The sequence below is a fragment of the Planctobacterium sp. R6 genome (genome assembly GCF_055755215.1).
In genome coordinates, this window is sequence record NZ_JBVTQY010000012.1 from 50,201 (window position 1) to 67,439 (window position 17,239).

A 17,239-nucleotide genomic window follows, 5' to 3' on the forward strand; every position below is an offset into this window, starting at 1 on the left:
TTAATTTAGCAGTTTCTGTGACCCTGTGTAACAGGGATAGTTTAACTCTTTACCAAACCTTTACATTGGCTATACGTTCCTTTATCTGTGTTGTGCCAGACTAAAATCGTTGTTTACCAAGAGGGCAATGTAATGACATTAAGAAAATTTGTAACCACTGTCGTGGGTGTTTCTGTACTGGCAACCGGTTTGGCGTTCGCCCATGAAAAAGGCGAGCATGATCGCCACGGACCGCGCAAAGAAATGCGCCAGTTCTTTAAGCAGTTGGACTTGGAGCGCGAGCAGAAGCAAGCTATTCGCAGCGTAATGCACGACGCAAAAGATACCATGTCTCTGTATCGTGAAGATATGAAAAAGTTACAGGAGGAGGCGCTGAACCTGATTGATTCAGGCAATGTAACTCAGGAAAGTATCGCATCTTTGCTGGCTCAATACGAAACCACACTTACCGCGATGGCTGTGGCTAAAGCCGATAAGAAATATGCGGTGTATCAGGTGTTGACCGAAGCGCAAAGAGAAAAAGCGGAGGCACTGATGGCCGACAAGTCACCGCGTCGTGGCAAAGGTGATCCACAGACCCGGTTTGAACGTTTGGCAGAGAAATTAGCGCTGAGTGACGAACAAAAGGCACAGGTTGAGCCTCTGTTAGAGCAGGCACAAGCCAGCAAAACGGCCCTGCGCGAGCAGGTGCAGGGTTTCCGTGAGGAACTGAAAAGCTGGATGCAGGAAGGCAGCTATTCTTCTGATAAGGTCAGTGCTTTGTTCAGTGCCTCTTTCCCGGAATTCCAGGCAAGCTTTTATGCCGTAGTGGCGGATCACCAGCAGGTGTATCAGTTACTGACGGAGGAACAACAGGCTAAGTTGCAAAAAAGAGGCAGACATCTGTTCCTGCCACGTATGATCTAGCAAGCGAGGCATTGACGCCGACATGTTGGCGTCAATGCCTTGTTGTTATCCCCTGACCTTAGGGGCTGTTCAGCTCAACGATGCTTTAAAATGGCTTTGGCCCGGCGCAACTGATTACCGGTAAAGTGCTGTTGTAACAATATATCCAGAGAATCTGCTGCGATAGTCTCCGACTTTGTCATATCTGCCCATTGCTGCGCCACATCATCAAGTTGTTGTTCAAAGGAAGCCTGCTGTTGCCATACAACAGCCAGTCGCTGTGCCGCTTCTGCACCAAATTGGTTTTCAGCTTCGATAAGACGGCTTTGCTGATCCGTATAGCGTTGTTTAATTTCTCTCAGATCCTGCATTGCCAGCGTGGGGGCGAACGCGTTTTTTTGAGCCTCAGGCAGGTTTCTTAACTGGGCTTCGATCTGTGCTTGTTTTTGGTCCCGGCTCAGATGCGGCGACAAGGCAATTTCCCTTCTGGCCAATGCCTGTTTATCCAGTTGCTGCTCTTCACCAAATAAAGCGCTAAATTCTTCATTGGTAAAATAAGCCCGCCGCAAGGATTCTAACTGATGCAACTGTTCGCGAATATTGGCAAGGGCAGAACCGGTGTGCAGACCGTCGGGTTCCAATGTCTGTAGCGCTACCTTGTATTCCAGATAGGTTTGCAGCAGCCTTAAAAAAGCGTCACATCCCGCTGCGTGTAATTGTTGTTGTATACAATGCTGTTGCGCGTAAGTCAGAATGGTTTCTGTATCAGTGCTGTCTGCACTCAGAATAATGTTGTCCAAGACATCCTTAATACCGGAAGTGAGTATAAAGTCGTTATCTTCCGACGGAATCACTGCGACTTCAGCCGCTGGTACGGCATCTTCGTTGGCAAGTTCTTTTGCTGCTGGCGCAGATTGCGAAGCCGGGTTTTGTAGCGCGCGATTCGCTGTTGGCGTTTCGGTGGTATCGGTCCACAGCAGCAGGGCAACAAGCCCTGCTCCGGCAACCGCTGTAAAAAGCAGTTTGCGCATCATTACAGGCCCAGTTGCTTCAGCAGGTTGCCCTGTTGCACAAATACTGACACCGGATCAGTTTCAAACAAATGGTGTATGCCAAAGGTTTGGTTGACTTCATCCAGGTGATTCATCTTGTAGTTGTCTTTTAGTACGTAGCCCAGGTGAGAGCTACAGGAAGAGACCAGACCGTCATTGCTTTCATTGAACGCCAGGCCAGTGAGCGCCAGGGCCGGATCGGCAATGTCAAACACGTTGGTGTAGGTGGAGCCACCACTCCATGAGAAATAATAAACACCGTTGCTGCCCACCAGATCACCATCGTTAGCACAGTAAGCAGAAGGCATACCTTCAGGGTAAGCGGCATTGAACTGCAAGGTTCTTTCTGTGGTCAGTGCTTCCAGAGCGGCAATGGTATCCGTGGGTAATTCACCTGGATTAGAACCGGTAATTAACTCCAGAAAATTGCTAAAGCCATCAAAAATAGTTTTGGCGATACCTTCCAGGGCCGAGTCGGGTTCGATACCTGCCCGCACTAAATCGGCGACCGGACTCCCCCAGTTTACTCCGGCCACCGATGACGCTGAAGCCACCAATTCCGGTGCCACACTGGCCACATAACGTATGGTGGGCCCGCCATGACTATGACCAATCAGGTTGACTTTTTCAGCCCCGGTCACGGCCAGCACTTCCTGTACATAGGCGAGTAGTTGTTCGCCACGGACTTCGGTAGCATTCGCCGGAGATACCGTTGCCACGTAAACCCGGGCACCGTTGCGACTCAGGGCGTTGGGTACCTTGTAAAAGTAATCTACCCAAAGCAGATCGTCGAAGCCAAACAAACCATGCACCAGCACGATGGGGTATTTGGTTTTTGCATAGGTGCCAGCATAGCTGGATGGGGTAACCATGAGTAAGTTGCTGAGTAGGAGTACAGCGAGTATTAGCTTTTTCATTGTGATGTTCCTGGTAGTTATTGATTTTGAAACAGGTAGGATGTCCAACCAGTTGTAAATAATTGGTTAATAAAATGTAAAGATCAATAGCTCAACTTTTGTGCAGGTGAATTGCCTTGCATTAAGCGCAGCCAGGATGCAGATTTGAAGGACACAGGTTCGCCGGCAAAAAGCCTGTTAACTGAGTGGTTTCGCGGGGTGCAGGTAGTTGCAGGAATCAATGTGGAGAGGTTATTTATTTGACCTATTGTGGTTATAAATTGTACTTATTTTGGTGGGTTACCGAAAAAATACCCGATTGCGATAAATTTGAGCTTGTGGATTTTAGTTCTAGAATTGATCTGAGCTTCAGGAGAAAACAATGGAACAGGCAGAAAAACAAATTGGTGCGATAGAATGGCGCGATCTGACGGTGCAAGAAGCGGAGTCATTGAAAGGTTTTTACGAATCCGTCGTGGGCTGGAAAAGTGGCGCAGTATCAATGGGAGATTACCAGGATTACACCATGGATTTGCCCGAAACCGGTGAAACCGTAGCTGGTGTGTGTCACGCAAGAGGTTGCAATCTTGGATTACCGCCGCAATGGCTAATGTATGTGCGGGTAAGAAACGTGCATGACAGTATCGCCGCCAGCGAAAAGCTGGGAGGAAAATTATTGTATGGGCCAAAAGGCATGGGCGATGATGAATTTTGCGTTGTTCAGGACCCTGCAGGTGCGGTTATCGGGCTGATCTCAGAGGTAAACAAGGCCTGAAAGCAAATCCTGGCTAAGGTACCAGGCTCTGCGTAACGCGGGCCTGGCCCTCACAATAGTCGATATTGGCTAATGCCCCATTAATAAGCGTCATGTTGGGCGGATAGTGGCTGATATCGGCATCAAGCAGTACCGGAAAGTCTTTGTCGATAAAAAAATCACGGACAATCTGGTGATAGTCTAACTCGCCATTCGCGTCTTGTGGGCCGGTACTGCGTCCCAGAAGCAGTCCATTCAGGTGCTTAAATACACCGCGCATCTCCAGGCTGAGTAACGCGCGCTTTAAGGCTTTGGGCGACATTTCAACATTCTCTAAAAACAAAATCACGCCGTCCAGCTGGTAGCGTGTTTTAAAACCCGCAAAATCGAGGTACGGATTCTCAAACAGGTTTACCAAGGTATCCAGACATCCACCAAACAACCGGCCTCGTAACTGTAAGCTGTCGTCAGTATCGTTGTCTTTACTTAGTTTCCGCCAACGAGAGGGCTGGCTTAAATCAAAACGACAATAGGGATCGCGCTTCCAGTCCGGAAATGTGTTCTGAAAGTGGCTGGCACTTTGTTGTTCAAAACTACTCATCTCATCACAGCTCAGATGTTGCAGAATGCGCCCGGTGAAGGGATCGGGTTGTCGGGGCAGCATTTCCATCAGGCAGGCACTGTGCACCGTCGCAAAGTCGCTGCTTGCAGTAAGTGCACAGGTAATGGTGGAGACATCGGAATAGCCAAGTATCCATTTTGGCGGCAGGGTTTTGAGTTTTTCAAAATCCAGTAACGGCAACAATTCGGTGGCCAGTTCGCCACCAAATGGCGGAATAACTGCCGCAATGTCCGGATCGGATAAAAACTGCATTAGCTCTGCTGCCCGGGTTTCAGCATCAGCACTAACATAACCAATATTGGAGCGCAGGCACTGACCTTCGATGATGTTGTAGCCTTGTCGGCGCAAATTATTCAGGATGAAATCCAGACGGCGATGCAGTGCGGCATCGACACCGGAAGATATCGCGGTTATCGCGATCGTGGCATTTGGGAGTAATGGTTTAGGGTAGCGCATGGTGAAACAGGGAGCCTTTTAATAGCCTTTTATGCAGCCTTTTTGTATGTGCATAGTTGTGTTCTACATTATGACTCAAAGTTCAGTTGACTGTCATTTCAATATTGCGTCGCAAACCCGTATAATAGCGCAAAATTTAGTTGCATCATCAGCATTTACGTCTGCATAAGCCCTATATGAAATATAAAGATCTGAGAGAATTTATCCAACAGTTGGAAGAGGTTGGTGAGTTAAAACGCGTTACCGTGCCGGTCAGCACTGAGCTGGAAATGACCGAGATCGCCGATCGCACTTTGCGTGCCGGAGGGCCGGCTATTTTATTCGAAAATGTGCAACATCCACATAATCCCGATGGCGTAAATATGCCTGTGTTAGCCAATCTGTTTGGCACGCCAAAACGGGTTGCCATGGGAATGGGCCAGGACGATGTAGCAGCGCTCAGAGACGTAGGGGAGTTGTTGGCATTTCTGAAAGAGCCTGAGCCACCGAAAGGTCTGAAAGATTTATGGCAAAAAGTCCCGGTCTTTAAGCAGGTGCTCAATATGCCTGCCAGAGAAGTGAAAAAGGCACCCTGTCAGCAGCATGTGTTATCCGGCGAACAAGTGGATTTAAATAAAATACCGGTACAGCGTTGCTGGCCGGGTGATGTTGCGCCTTTGATCACCTGGGGGCTTACGGTGACCCGCGGCCCAAATAAAAATCGTCAAAATTTGGGTATTTACCGCCAACAAGTGATTGCCAAAAATAAGGTTATTATGCGCTGGTTGTCGCATCGTGGCGGCGCTTTGGATTTTAAAGAGTGGTGCCAGCAACACCCCGGTGAGAAGTTTCCGGTGGCAGTCGCACTGGGGGCTGATCCGGCGACCATACTGGGTGCCGTAACTCCCGTACCGGATACCTTATCTGAATACGCCTTTGCAGGACTGTTACGGGGGGATAAAACCGATATCACTGCTTGTATCAGCAATGATTTGCAGGTACCTGCCAGTGCAGAAATTGTCCTTGAAGGTTATATCGACCCGGAGGAAATGGCCCCGGAAGGGCCTTATGGCGATCATACCGGCTATTACAACGAGGTAGAGAGTTTTCCGGTATTTACCGTGACCCACATCACCCACCGCGATAATCCTATTTATCATTCCACCTACACCGGCAGACCACCGGATGAGCCGGCAATACTGGGGGTGGCACTGAATGAGGTGTTTGTGCCGATCTTAAAACGGCAGTTTCCTGAAATCGTGGATTTTTACCTGCCACCGGAAGGTTGTTCATATCGCCTCGCCGTAGTCACTATGAAAAAACAATATCCCGGTCACGCTAAGCGGGTGATGATGGGGGTCTGGTCTTTCCTGCGCCAGTTTATGTATACCAAGTTTGTGATCGTGTGTGATGATGATGTCAACGCCCGCGACTGGCAGGATGTTATCTGGGCCATGACGACGCGCATGGACCCTGCCAGAGATACCGTAATGATTGAAAATACCCCCATCGATTATCTGGATTTTGCGTCACCGGTTTCCGGACTGGGCTCAAAAATGGGGCTGGACGCCACCAATAAACTGCCTGGTGAAACAGATCGGGAATGGGGTACACCGATAGTGATGGATGAGGCAGTTAAGGCCAAAATTGATGCCATGTGGCAAGATTTAGGATTAGAGTAAACAACGTGAACAGAGGCACAGAGAACGCAATGAGTATAATTCGGGTAAAAGTGGCTGAAATGCAGTCGGTTTCAGCATTTGTGTATAAGGTGATCCTGAAAAGCGATACCCAGTTACCTGAATTTAGCGCAGGTCAGTATTTGCAGGTGATAATGTCCGACGAAGACAAGCGCCCCTTTTCTATTGCTAATCCACCCTATGAAAAAGATTTTCTGGAGCTGCATATTGGTGCGTCAGAGCACAACCCTTATGCAATGCAGGTGATCGAGCGTTTACAGGCGGAAGGCGAAATTGACGTTGAGCTTCCCTGTGGCAATGCGGTGATACAGAACGATGCTGAAAATTCTATTCTGATTGCGGGGGGCACGGGCTATTCCTACACCCGCAGTTTGCTGTTACAAAAATTGCACGCCAATAAAGGCGCAAAAGTCAGTCTTTATTGGGGCGCAAAGACCCCCGCCGACCTGTACGAAATGGATTATCTACTGGCCCTGCAACAGGCCCACAGTGACTTTAAATTTGTGCCGGTGATCGAAACCCCGCTATCTGGCTGGAATGGCAGAACCGGACTGGTACACAAAGCGGTACTGGCGGATTTTGACTTTCTGGATGGCCAGCATGTGTACGTAGCTGGTCGCTTTGAAATGGCCAAAGTAGTCAGAGATGAATTTCTGCCTAAGGGTATTCAGCCAGACCAGTTAATTGGCGACGCCTTTGCTTTTATTAATTAATGGCAATGGTATTAGGCGGGCTTTAGAGAAGTTGAATACAAAAAGCGTGTAAGAGACCGCTTTTTGTATGGCTTTGCGGGCTATTTTAGCCTTCTGAGCAGCAGTAAAGTCGATATTTGTTTGTCAGGTGTCTGCACAAGGTGTGCTTTTTCCCGGTTTTGTGGTCCGATGACATCTGATTCCCTGCCTGACTTTGGCGGCTATTTTTCGCGTCTTGCCTGGCCAACAGAAATTATTCGTTAATGATTAATTATTGCCGGGTGCTGGTTGAGGTGGTTTTTTGCCGCTGTCGTCTGAAATAAACAGCTAACTTGCGCTCCTGTTACGATTGTTAGTGGGCTTTTTTGTCCTCCTGGTGACAAAATAACCACAGCTATTCAGCGTTTTTTCAGGTTCATTATTTCAGGGGTTCTGTTTTGGCATCAAATGGGGGGCTATTGCCTTTCTGCGGCCGCTGGTTTGCGGGAAATAGTGACGTTCCAGATAATTTAACACCCGTTCTTCGTGTTCACCTAACGGCCATAATCCCTGTTCCTTTTGCATCCAGCGGATGGTCTTCAGCCAGCCATCTCTGGTCATGCGGTTTTGCGTGATCAGCGAGCCGGAATGACAGGCTGTGCAGTGGGCAATTACGTAAGGTAAATCCGGATCTTCCGCCAGTTTAAAGGTAGTGCCCTGTGACCAACCTGAAGCACAAAATAACAGCAGCAACAACGCAGCCCAAACCCGGCGCATTCGCCGGTTTTTTAACAGAAAAATCATATCAGATAACCTGCACCGCAATGCGATGAGTGGCATTGTTCAGGTAGCCCTTGGGATTCCAACCTGGCAGAACCATGGGTTGCGAAACACCGGTATCGTCAGTGGCCTTAGCCCAAATTTCGTAATAACCGGGTTTGGGGAAGCGTAGTTTGTGTTGCCAGTGTTGCCAGGCATTTTTATTGACCGGCGATGACAACGGCGCATTCAACCAGGTTTGACCAAAATCAATTGACAGTTGCATCCGGGTGACCTTTTTATCTCCAGCCCAGGCGTGGCCCCTTACCAGCATCGGCTCGGTTAGTGCTTGCGAGACACCAGATTTGGGAAAGGTGATCAGGGATTTCACTGGCATGGCTTCGATGATACACATCTGAGTCTCATCCACGGTGCTGCCTGGTGCCACCGGATTGCAGGGAACGCGATATGCCGTACCTGTCATTTTGGCGCCGTCATGTACCTGATTTCTCACCGCGATCTTTTGCAGCCACTTGCCCGATGTGCTGGCTGGCCAACCGCCAAAAACCAGTCTGAGCGGGAAGCCGTTCAATAATGGCAATGGTTCGTCGTTCATTGCCCAGGCGATTAGCGCTTCGTCTTCCAGCGCTTTGTGGATAGGGACCCCACGGGAAATCGGAAATTTTCCCGGATCGCCCGATAAGTGCTTATCTGCTCCATAGTAGCCAATGTAAACAGCATCAGGTTTAATGCCACTGGCCTGTAAAACATCTTTGAGCCTTACTCCGGTCCATTTAGGACAACCAACAGCCCCCGTAGTCCACTGGTTTCCCTTTGCCGGAGGGTTAAACTCGGCGCGGCCATTGCCACCACATTCAATGGTTAACTGATAACTATAGTGCTTAAAATTGTCTTTTAGCTGCTGAATTGTCCAGCTTTTTTCCTGTTCAACCGATTCACCTGAGATGGTCAGGGTCCAGTTGTCACTGTCTGGTGCCTCGGGCGGAATACCATTGTTACGGACAAACAGTCTTGACGCCGGTGTAACCTTATCATCCAGCAGGTGGGCCGGCGTTTCCGCATTCAGCGGCCGATCGTTGAGTACCACAAGGCCGGGATCTTTACCGGCAATGGTGTTGGTTTCGGCCAATGCAACGGGCAAAAGTCCTGGGGGCAGATATTTGTGAAACACGATCTCAGTGCCCAATAGCGCACTGAATGCGCCGGATTGAAGCAAAAAACGGCGTCGGGACAGGTGATTTTTAGCCGGCATAATAGCAACCTTCTTGTTTAAAAATACATCAACCAGCCGAGAATAATCACTGCAATCCAGGCGGTTTCAGCCACCATCAAAATAATGGGCTTAATGCCAACTTTGGTAAGCTGTCCCAGGTTGGATTTCATCCCTATTGCCGCAATAGCAACCACCAGGGCAAAGCGGCTTATTTCCGTAGCTGTTGAGGTGATGGCTTCAGGGATCGACACCAGGCTGTTGATTAACATTAGCACGATAAAGGCCACTAAAAATCCCGGAAGTCCTGGGGTTTTACCATTTTGTACAGCATTGGATTTATTGGCCTTAAGCACCAGTAAAAAACACAGAACCACTGGCATTAAAAAAGCCACACGCACCAACTTAGTCAAGGTAGCCAAATCTCCGGTTTGCTCGGAAACTGAATATCCAGCCCCCACCACCTGAGCGACGTCGTGAATGGTGCCACCTAAAAAGATACTGGTTTGCGTTTCGTCCAGGCCCAGGTATGTAGCAATAATGGGGTAGGCTACCATGGCGATGGTAGACAAAGAGGTAACACCAATAACAGTTAACAGCGTGTCTCGTTCGCGGTTTTCGTCTCTGGGTAAAACCGCGGAAATAGCCATAGCTGCTGACGCGCCACATATGGCCACAGAACCGCCGGTTAACGCACCAAATCGGCTACTCAGGCGAAACACTTTAGCTAAAAAGATGCCAAACACAATGGTGGATGCCACCGCAATGATCAACAGCAGAGCGGTTTGCCACCCCAGAGAAATGACATCGTCAAAGGCGATACGCAATCCCAGCAAGGCGACACCGATACGCAACACGTGGCAGGTGGTAAATTCGATACCGGCTTTACATTGGGTGTCCTGGTAGAGAAAGGACATCGCTATCCCCAGAAGCAGGGCAAACAGCATTGCCGGTGCCCCGTAGTGTTCACTTAAGAATAATGCGGCCAGCCCGGTAATAATGGCCACAAAAATCCCGGGAGCAAGCTGTCGGGATTGTTGAACGAATTGCTCGAGTTGATACATGTCCTGTCCGTTGTTTTAAGCGGCTGCCAGTGCCACTAATACCTGTCGCTTTCTGTCGCCGGAATAGGGACGACGTCCATGCATAGCCATGTAGTTATCCACCAGAGCGACATCTCCATCCTGCCATTGTAAGTCATAGGTGAATCGATCTGCCAGACCGTTGACCAACTCCAGACCTTCTTTGGGAATGTGACTGCCATCGCCAAAAGTAATTGCACTGGCGGGATTTTCCCGGACCCCTTTCCAGCCCATGTAAGCGGCGATTAGCTGATTGAAAAAGGTTTTTACGCCGTTATCCAACTGCATTACAGCCTGCATAACCGGAGTCGTTGCTACCAGACTGCCATCTTCCTGCCATTGCCAGCTATAACCCAGCTCCGCCAGTTTGGCCTCGGCGGCTTCTACTGAATCGACACTGAGGGTGCTCTTCCAGCTACGACCTTGCCCGGAATTAGCATCATCAGCGCCAGGCATACGGGTGGTGTATTTAACGCCTTTTTCTTCAAAGTCTTTGGCCAGTGTTGGCGCCTGTTTTTCCAGTTCAGTAAACAATGAGTCAGAGCGACACAGTGGAGTCGCGCCGCCGGTTTCGGCTGCTGACTGACAAAAGAAAAACAGTTTACTGGGATAAATCGGTGTTTGCGCCATTTCGTGATGCAAATAAATTTCTACATCTTTCGGCGCTTCATTGGCGGTAAAAACCCGCTCGGTAAAGTTTACCCTGACCGCGTTTGACAGCGATTCTTTGTAGGTAAAGTTGGCATAACCAAATGCGGCTGAAAAGGCATCAAAGGTTTCCGCTGAATTAATTGGAAAACCGCGAAACAGCAATGAACCCGCCGTTGCTAATTCGGATTCCAGCTCAGCCAGATTCTCTTTTACCCAGGCAATGCAGTCGTCAAGATTGGTAAATCCGGGTTTGTTTTCGACAATGGCCGGAAAGGTACTGTCACCTAGCTGTAATTGGCCGTCGATATGAGTTAATTCGATCTTTTTCACCTGCATCTCCTAGTCGTAGATTGGACAATGTGTATTAAATGCGGCCTGACAAAACTCGCCAGGATCGTTGAATCGCTTATTCGCATTTAATGCCGATATCGCCTGCATTTCGTCTTCGGTAAGACTAAAATCAAAAATATCCAGATTTTCCTTCAGACGATGTAATTTTGAGCTTTTGGGGATAATGGAACAGCCTCGTTGTATGTTCCAACGCAATACCACCTGAGCTTCGGTTTTTCCGGTTCTGGCTGCGGCTTTTTGTACAGCCTCCTGAACCAATACGGATTCATTCTGGGCAGCCATATTCAGCTCCAGATAGGACAAGGCACCGAGTGGTGAAAAGGCGGTGACCTGTAAACCGTAATTTTTGGCCAGCTTAATCAGCTTTTCCTGAGTTAAATAAGGGTGTGATTCTATCTGCAGCGCAAAGGGTTTTTTGTTGGCGTAGTTCATCAGATCCATCAACAGTGCTGAATTATAATTGCACACCCCAATTTCGCGGGTAAGCCCGGCATCTACTAACGCTTCCATTGCGTGCCATGTTTCGGATAAAGGCACTTTGGCAAAAGCCATTTTAGGATCTTCGGCATTGGGATCTAAAAACCACTCTGGAGGATAACGGCTTTCAAAATCTACATATTGTTGTGCAATCGGGAAGTGAATCAGATACAGATCCAGATACTCCAGACCTAAATCAGCCAGGGTTTTTTCCAAAGCCGGTCTCACGTGTTCTTTGGCATGATAGGTGTTCCACAGCTTGGAAGTTATCCAGAGATCTTCGCGGCAACACAATCCGTCTTCGATTGCCCGTTTAATGCCTTCACCCACTTGTTTTTCATTGCCGTAATCACAGGCACTGTCAAGATGGCGATAGCCGACAGAGATCGCATCGTAAACCGACTGCGCACAGTCTTCAGGGGCAATTTTCCACAATCCTAATCCGACTTCGGGCATTTTTTCTAATGGCATTGTTAACTCTCTTGTTAGCATTTGGGACAAACGCTTTAGCACTATGTGTAAATCGCCTGTCAAATCTTGTGTCTTATATAAGACCTATATTAGATTTAATCAGACAAATGTCAATCCCGCATGACTGAAATTTGTGCACAATTTTTAACATAGCGTTAAAAATGGCAGAACAAGGACGCAACTAAAGCGACACGCGGATATTGGCTGATGCGGTTTGTGGGACATTGGTAGCGGAGTCTACCTGCGTGAGCAGATTGACAGCACAATGCTCTGATATTGGTTTTCTCAGGGGCGCTCCCCTACAGATTTGAATGGGCCTCGAACCATACATTGATAGTTAATGGATTAGATGTTTGAAGTGGGTGTTATTGATCGGCAGCCAATAAATTACCGTCGGTCACGGACAAAAAGTACAGTTAAAATCATTTTGTGTGCAATAGCGATTACCTTGGGTTGATTACATTGAATATTCTTATCTTGCTAAGTGGTTTAGTAATTTGACGGAATACATCAATAACTTGGATCTACATCAATATAGCAATTTAGAAAAATAGTGTTAATATATACAGCATGTATATCGAACCAATAGGGTTTTTCAATGGATGCAATCATTAATTGGCTTGTAGGTTTCGATGCTGAGAATGACATTGTAAAAAGTTTAAAATCCTCAGAAAACAAAACTCGTAAAGTTGTAGGTCGCGGCACTTTAGTTGTTGATACTGAAGAGGTTCGGCGTTCAAATGAGTTTAAAAGTGATGCAAAAAAGGCTGCCAATATAGTTAGATTGAGCAAATTCAAAGGATAAATAATGCTCGCTTTTTTGGTTTTGCCCGTGCTAACGTGCGGGTTTTTTATTTGTTATCACAGCGTCCCCCATTTTTATAAACTCCACCGCTATGAGGGGCAGCAACTCTACTTGAAAAGTGCTTGGCTCGGAGTCCAATGTCTATTTTATGCGCTTATAATCGTAGCTACACTAAACGCATTCGTTCCTACTGCCCTGTGTGGTTTCCCACTTGATATCTACGCACTCACACTAAACCTAACTAAAGAAATTATCTCTAAAGATTCGAGTGCAAATGAACTAACTTGGTTATTTTTAATTGCAGTTACAATGCATGTGATCGCCTATATTCGCGTTTGGGTTACAAATTGGGCAATGAATCAATTTCAGAAAAATGAAGGCGTCGACCCAAAGATAAAGCTAATGTCAGACGTTCTTTCTGATAGTCCACTCGATAGCGAACTTTTGTATTCATATATCCACGATAAATCAGTCCTTATCTCTCTATCTAATCGGAAAGTTTATGTCGGACAGGTCGTTTCTATGGGGGAGCCAAATGAGTCAGAAGGAATGGATCAGGAAATATCTATACTCCCACATATATCAGGTTATAGAGAAAAAGATAACCTTACTGTAAACTTCACAACTCAATATGAAAGCGTAAATACGAGTGTAGAGATAAAAGTAACTATAAGACAGGAACTTATTGAGAGTGTTTCTCGCTTTGATTTTGACGTATACAAGCAATTTTTGGAGCGGAAAAAGGAATTTATAGCGAAAACTGAGAGGGTTCCTTTTTCGAAAAGACAAGCTGATTAAGCAATACAAATTTTTAATTGGGTGCAATGTAGCTTTATCGGTCCATTGACCGCATACAGTTCCACGCCGAATTAATAGACTAGTAAGTCCAGAGTATCGATATTAGCTAATTTACAACCACACCCATCTTAAATTTCTTTCAAAAGCGCACAAAGTTGTATTCGAAGTCCGGACAAATATGGCCCTTGTAGCATTGTTTTCTTGCTATGGGCCTGTGAGGAGTGACGGGGAGTTTCCTTTCGAAGTAGTAACAGCAAAGTGTGCAACTGCAATTAATCCAGGTCCACCAGATAGTGATAGTTGTCGGAGCGACAGTGATTAATACGAAATTCGATTAACTTTCCGTCGAGGGCGCGGGTTAGTCGGGTAAACATCAAAATCGGGTCGCCGACCTTAACTTCAAGATTCTCCGCATCGCGTTGGTTTGCAGATATGGCTTTAATGCGATCTGTCGTTTTGTGGACGGTGAGATTAAAGTTTAATTGATAGAAGTGATACAGGGTATGGGGCAATTCCGGCATTTCATGCAGGCCAGGAAAGTACTTCTCAGGTAAATAAATATCTTCCAGCAGGCAGGCTACCTGATTGATCAGGCGCTTGCGGGACAGGAAAATCACCTTGTCATCCGCTCCCAGGTTGAGCTGTTCGGCGATATTTTTAGTGGGGGTTTGCAGTTCAAACGCAATGATTTCTGCTTCCGGCAATTGTGGTGCCTGGTTGTCTTCCACCAATGGGAAAAAGCGATATAACGCCTGGTTTCCGGTGTGTTCAGAGACAAAAGTCCCGACACCCTGACGACGAGTTAAGACCTTTGATTGGGTGAGCGTGTTCAGCGCTTTGCGCACCGTACCCTGGCTGACACCAAACTCTTCGGCCAGTTGAAATTCATTGGGCAACATTTCGCCGGGTTTCCAGCGCTGTTCTACAATAAGCTGTGTCACATGTTCTTCCACTTGTTTGTAAAGCGGTTGAAACGCCAGTCCGCTGGGACTCATCTTATTGTCGAATTTGCTACCTTTCATTGTATCTTTATTTTCCCAGATATGTTGCCGTTGTAAACGATTTCATTTTCCGTAACTTACGGTGGCATTCTCGCAGTTTAACCTGCAAGAATCAAAGTTGTCTATCAAGTTAGTTGCTTAACAAGTGCAAAGCTGGCAGCGGAATTTTTGCTGTTAAAAGCGGATTTTCAATTTTTTTCAGCGCCATTATTTGCCACTAAAATCACAGTTTTATTTTGCCAGTTGTTATCCATGTGGACATTATAAACAGCAATAAATTCAGCGATTTGTTACAGATCATAGAAAAATCGGTTGTTTGCAAGGCCATCATTTATTTTGTTTACTGGGGCATGGTCTAAGCTGTTTTAGTTCAGCTTGTTAACACTTTGTTATTGCCTTGTGACCGAGCATTTCGTAAACTGTTTTGTAACTTATATAAGACATAAGATAAATGTAGCAGCTGTTTTACCGGAGTGCACAGCTTAATCTCAACGTTTTTCCTGGAGATCCCAATGAGTGATTTTTCTATACCAGTGCCTGCGTGGAATGATATCCCACAAATCAAATGTCATGGCTCAGCCGTTTGTCAGGACAACAACCAGGTTTCGATCCCTTTAGAAGAAGGCGTGTTGACAATCTCTATGTACACCAGTGGCTTTCGTATTCAGGCCGGACAAAACCGCAAAGATGAGTATGGCATGTTAAAGCAATTGCCAGAAGTACTATCTTGCAATGTATCCGGTGACGATACCCAAACCAGGATTGAAACTGCACAACAGACGTTAGAGATTTTGCACAATCCTTTTCAGTTTCGTTTTTCACGGCATGATGAACTGGTGCAGAAAACCCCAAACGATGGTCATTTTGTCAGACCGCTGCGACTACCTCCCCTGGCCAAAGTCGATGACGGTTGGTTGATGTCATTTGATTTGCAAAGCGACGAAGCTGTTTATGGTTTAGGTGAAAAATGGGGAAAGTTGAACAAACGCGGCCAACTGGTGCGTTCCTTTAACCATGATGCGCTGGGCGTGAATGCGGAGATTTCCTATAAAAATACGCCCTTTTGCTGGAGTCCGGAAGGCTGGGGCGTATTTGTCCATACTCCGGCCCCGGTAACACACGGTGTTGGCTATGCGCCCTGGTCGCAACGTGCTTACAGTGTGCTGATCGAAGACGAAACCCTGGATATTTTTGTATTTGCCTCTGATAAAACCAATGTTGGTGCGGATATTCTGGACCAATACACCAACTTAACCGGGAAAGCACCGGTGCCCCCGGAATGGAGTATGGGGGTAATTCTCTCCAAAGCTTATTATAAAGATGCTGAGGAATTATTGGCGACGGCGAAAGCGGTGCGGGAACAGAAAATGCCCTGTGATGTGATCACCCTGGATGGTCGTGCCTGGCAGGACACTGACACACGCTTTGCGTTTGAGTGGGACCCAACTCGCTATCCGGATCCCAAGGTGGTGCTGGATCAGTTAAAAGCCATGGATTATAAGATCTGTATCTGGGAATACCCGTTGGTCTCAGTGAAAAACCCCTTGTTTCAGAAAATGGCGGACAAGGGCTGGCTGTTAAAAGATACCCGAACCGGCGAAGCATTCCGCTATCAGTGGGATATGAGTGCTTTTGGTGAAGTATTAACTCCACTGCCAGAGTCCGGTATTGTCGATTTCACTCATCCGGATGCCTTTGCATTTTGGCGGGAGTCCCACAAGCCGCTGTTTGATTTGGGCGTTGATATGATCAAAGCAGACTTTGGTGAGCAGGTGGAAGATCCGCATATGGTGGCCCACAATGGCGAAACAGGGTTGGCGCTGCACAATGTCTATGCGTTGTTGTACAACCGGTGTGTGTATGAAGCCGCCGAAAAGTACAGTCAAAATGGCCCGTTTTTATTCAGCCGTTCTGCCTGGACAGGATCGCAATGTTATCCGGCGCAATGGGGCGGTGATCCGCAGGCAGACTGGGGTGGTCTGGCAGCAAACATTCGCGGCGGTATCAGCTGGGGACTTTCCGGGGCACCTTTTTATGCTACCGATGTTGGCGGATTCTTCAAAGATACCCGCGATCCGGAGTTATACGTGCGTTGGTGTCAGGCCGGTGTTTTCTCTGCTCATATGCGATTACACGGTATTGGTCAACGGGAACCCTGGAGTTACGGTGACGAGGCCCGCGACGCAGCCAATGCAGCCCTGAAGTTGCGTTATCAAATATTACCTTATCTGCAAAAGACCATGGCCGTCGCCAGTGAATCGGGGTTGCCGGTGCAGCGCGCTATGGTGTTAGCGTTTCCCGATGATCCGGCAGCCTGGGCCTTCGAAGATCAGTTTATGTTCGGCGACGATATTTTGGTGGCGCCGGTTTACCGCACTCAGGGCAAGGTGACTGTGTATTTGCCGAAAGGCGACTGGATTAAGCTGGATACCAAACAGCGCTACAGTGGCGCTCAGGTCCTGAAGTTGCAATTGCCGCTGTCGGAAATGGCGGTCTTTGTCAAAGCCGGGGCGCAGTTGGAGTTAATGAAACCGGTTGAGCATCTCAATAATCAAACAATCGCTCAATTGGAGCGCGTCAGCTGGTGATCTAATGCGG

Annotated in this window: 16 protein-coding genes; 7 read left to right on the forward strand and 9 right to left on the reverse strand. The window is 47.5% G+C overall.

Translation table 11 applies throughout. The features are described 5' to 3' along the window. The first annotated feature begins 132 nt into the window (after positions 1-132). On the forward strand, positions 133-906 hold the full coding sequence (locus AC0J20_RS09945; RefSeq protein ID WP_473021542.1) for a Spy/CpxP family protein refolding chaperone: 774 nt from the start codon (positions 133-135) through the stop codon (positions 904-906). A 74-nt stretch (positions 907-980) separates the two neighbouring features. Here AC0J20_RS09945 and AC0J20_RS09950 read toward each other — a convergent pair whose 3' ends face one another. Further along, the gene (locus AC0J20_RS09950) at positions 981-1,919 is read right to left on the reverse strand and encodes a lipase secretion chaperone (RefSeq protein WP_473021543.1); all 939 of its coding nucleotides are present in this window, start codon (positions 1,917-1,919) and stop codon (positions 981-983) included. After that, positions 1,919-2,854, reverse strand: a complete 936-nt coding sequence (locus AC0J20_RS09955; RefSeq protein ID WP_229531070.1) for a lipase family alpha/beta hydrolase — start codon at positions 2,852-2,854, stop codon at positions 1,919-1,921. Before AC0J20_RS09955 ends, AC0J20_RS09950 begins: the two co-directional genes overlap by 1 nt. Positions 2,855-3,215: 361 nt before the next feature. Between AC0J20_RS09955 and AC0J20_RS09960 the strand changes: the two genes are divergently transcribed. Then, a complete protein-coding gene (locus AC0J20_RS09960; protein WP_473021544.1) occupies positions 3,216-3,608 on the forward strand; it encodes a VOC family protein in 393 nt (130 codons plus the stop codon). A 13-nt stretch (positions 3,609-3,621) separates the two neighbouring features. On the opposite strand, the gene AC0J20_RS09965 is transcribed toward AC0J20_RS09960, so the two are convergent. Continuing rightward, the gene (locus tag AC0J20_RS09965) at positions 3,622-4,665 is read right to left on the reverse strand and encodes a S66 family peptidase (RefSeq protein ID WP_473021545.1); all 1,044 of its coding nucleotides are present in this window, start codon (positions 4,663-4,665) and stop codon (positions 3,622-3,624) included. A gap of 176 nt (positions 4,666-4,841) precedes the next feature. Between AC0J20_RS09965 and ubiD the strand changes: the two genes are divergently transcribed. Together ubiD and fre are read left to right on the forward strand one after the other, a co-directional pair. Continuing rightward, a complete protein-coding gene (ubiD, locus tag AC0J20_RS09970) occupies positions 4,842-6,326 on the forward strand; it encodes a 4-hydroxy-3-polyprenylbenzoate decarboxylase (RefSeq protein WP_473021546.1) in 1,485 nt (494 codons plus the stop codon). Between the two features lie 29 nt (positions 6,327-6,355). Next, positions 6,356-7,057 carry an NAD(P)H-flavin reductase gene (gene fre / locus AC0J20_RS09975; protein WP_473021547.1) on the forward strand — a complete coding sequence of 234 codons (702 nt, stop codon included), beginning with the start codon at positions 6,356-6,358 and terminating at the stop codon, positions 7,055-7,057. Between the two features lie 402 nt (positions 7,058-7,459). Here the strand turns inward: fre and AC0J20_RS09980 are convergent, their stop codons facing one another. Genes AC0J20_RS09980 through AC0J20_RS10000 form a run of 5 tightly spaced genes read right to left on the reverse strand, consistent with a single transcriptional unit; the run spans position 7,460 to position 12,037 of the window. Next, on the reverse strand, positions 7,460-7,819 hold the full coding sequence (locus AC0J20_RS09980; protein ID WP_229531075.1) for a hypothetical protein: 360 nt from the start codon (positions 7,817-7,819) through the stop codon (positions 7,460-7,462). Position 7,820: 1 nt separating this feature from the next. Next, positions 7,821-9,047, reverse strand: a complete 1,227-nt coding sequence (locus AC0J20_RS09985) for a sulfite oxidase (RefSeq protein WP_473021548.1) — start codon at positions 9,045-9,047, stop codon at positions 7,821-7,823. Between the two features lie 17 nt (positions 9,048-9,064). After that, positions 9,065-10,069 carry a YeiH family protein gene (locus tag AC0J20_RS09990; protein WP_473021549.1) on the reverse strand — a complete coding sequence of 335 codons (1,005 nt, stop codon included), beginning with the start codon at positions 10,067-10,069 and terminating at the stop codon, positions 9,065-9,067. A 15-nt stretch (positions 10,070-10,084) separates the two neighbouring features. Further along, on the reverse strand, positions 10,085-11,074 hold the full coding sequence (locus tag AC0J20_RS09995; RefSeq protein ID WP_473021550.1) for a TauD/TfdA family dioxygenase: 990 nt from the start codon (positions 11,072-11,074) through the stop codon (positions 10,085-10,087). A gap of 3 nt (positions 11,075-11,077) precedes the next feature. Further along, positions 11,078-12,037 carry an aldo/keto reductase gene (locus AC0J20_RS10000; protein WP_473021551.1) on the reverse strand — a complete coding sequence of 320 codons (960 nt, stop codon included), beginning with the start codon at positions 12,035-12,037 and terminating at the stop codon, positions 11,078-11,080. Positions 12,038-12,635: 598 nt separating this feature from the next. Here AC0J20_RS10000 and AC0J20_RS10005 point away from each other — a divergent pair. Both AC0J20_RS10005 and AC0J20_RS10010 read left to right on the forward strand, forming a co-directional pair. Next, positions 12,636-12,842, forward strand: coding sequence for a hypothetical protein (locus AC0J20_RS10005; RefSeq protein ID WP_473021552.1), 207 nt, complete (start codon positions 12,636-12,638; stop codon positions 12,840-12,842). A gap of 111 nt (positions 12,843-12,953) precedes the next feature. Further along, a complete protein-coding gene (locus AC0J20_RS10010) occupies positions 12,954-13,640 on the forward strand; it encodes a hypothetical protein (protein WP_473021553.1) in 687 nt (228 codons plus the stop codon). 272 nt (positions 13,641-13,912) lie between these two features. Here the strand turns inward: AC0J20_RS10010 and AC0J20_RS10015 are convergent, their stop codons facing one another. Beyond that, positions 13,913-14,662 (reverse strand): GntR family transcriptional regulator, encoded by a 750-nt coding sequence (locus AC0J20_RS10015; RefSeq protein ID WP_473021554.1) that lies wholly within the window; start codon positions 14,660-14,662, stop codon positions 13,913-13,915. Positions 14,663-15,153: 491 nt separating this feature from the next. Between AC0J20_RS10015 and AC0J20_RS10020 the strand changes: the two genes are divergently transcribed. Continuing rightward, the gene (locus tag AC0J20_RS10020; protein ID WP_473021555.1) at positions 15,154-17,229 is read left to right on the forward strand and encodes a glycoside hydrolase family 31 protein; all 2,076 of its coding nucleotides are present in this window, start codon (positions 15,154-15,156) and stop codon (positions 17,227-17,229) included. Positions 17,230-17,239 lie beyond the last annotated feature (10 nt).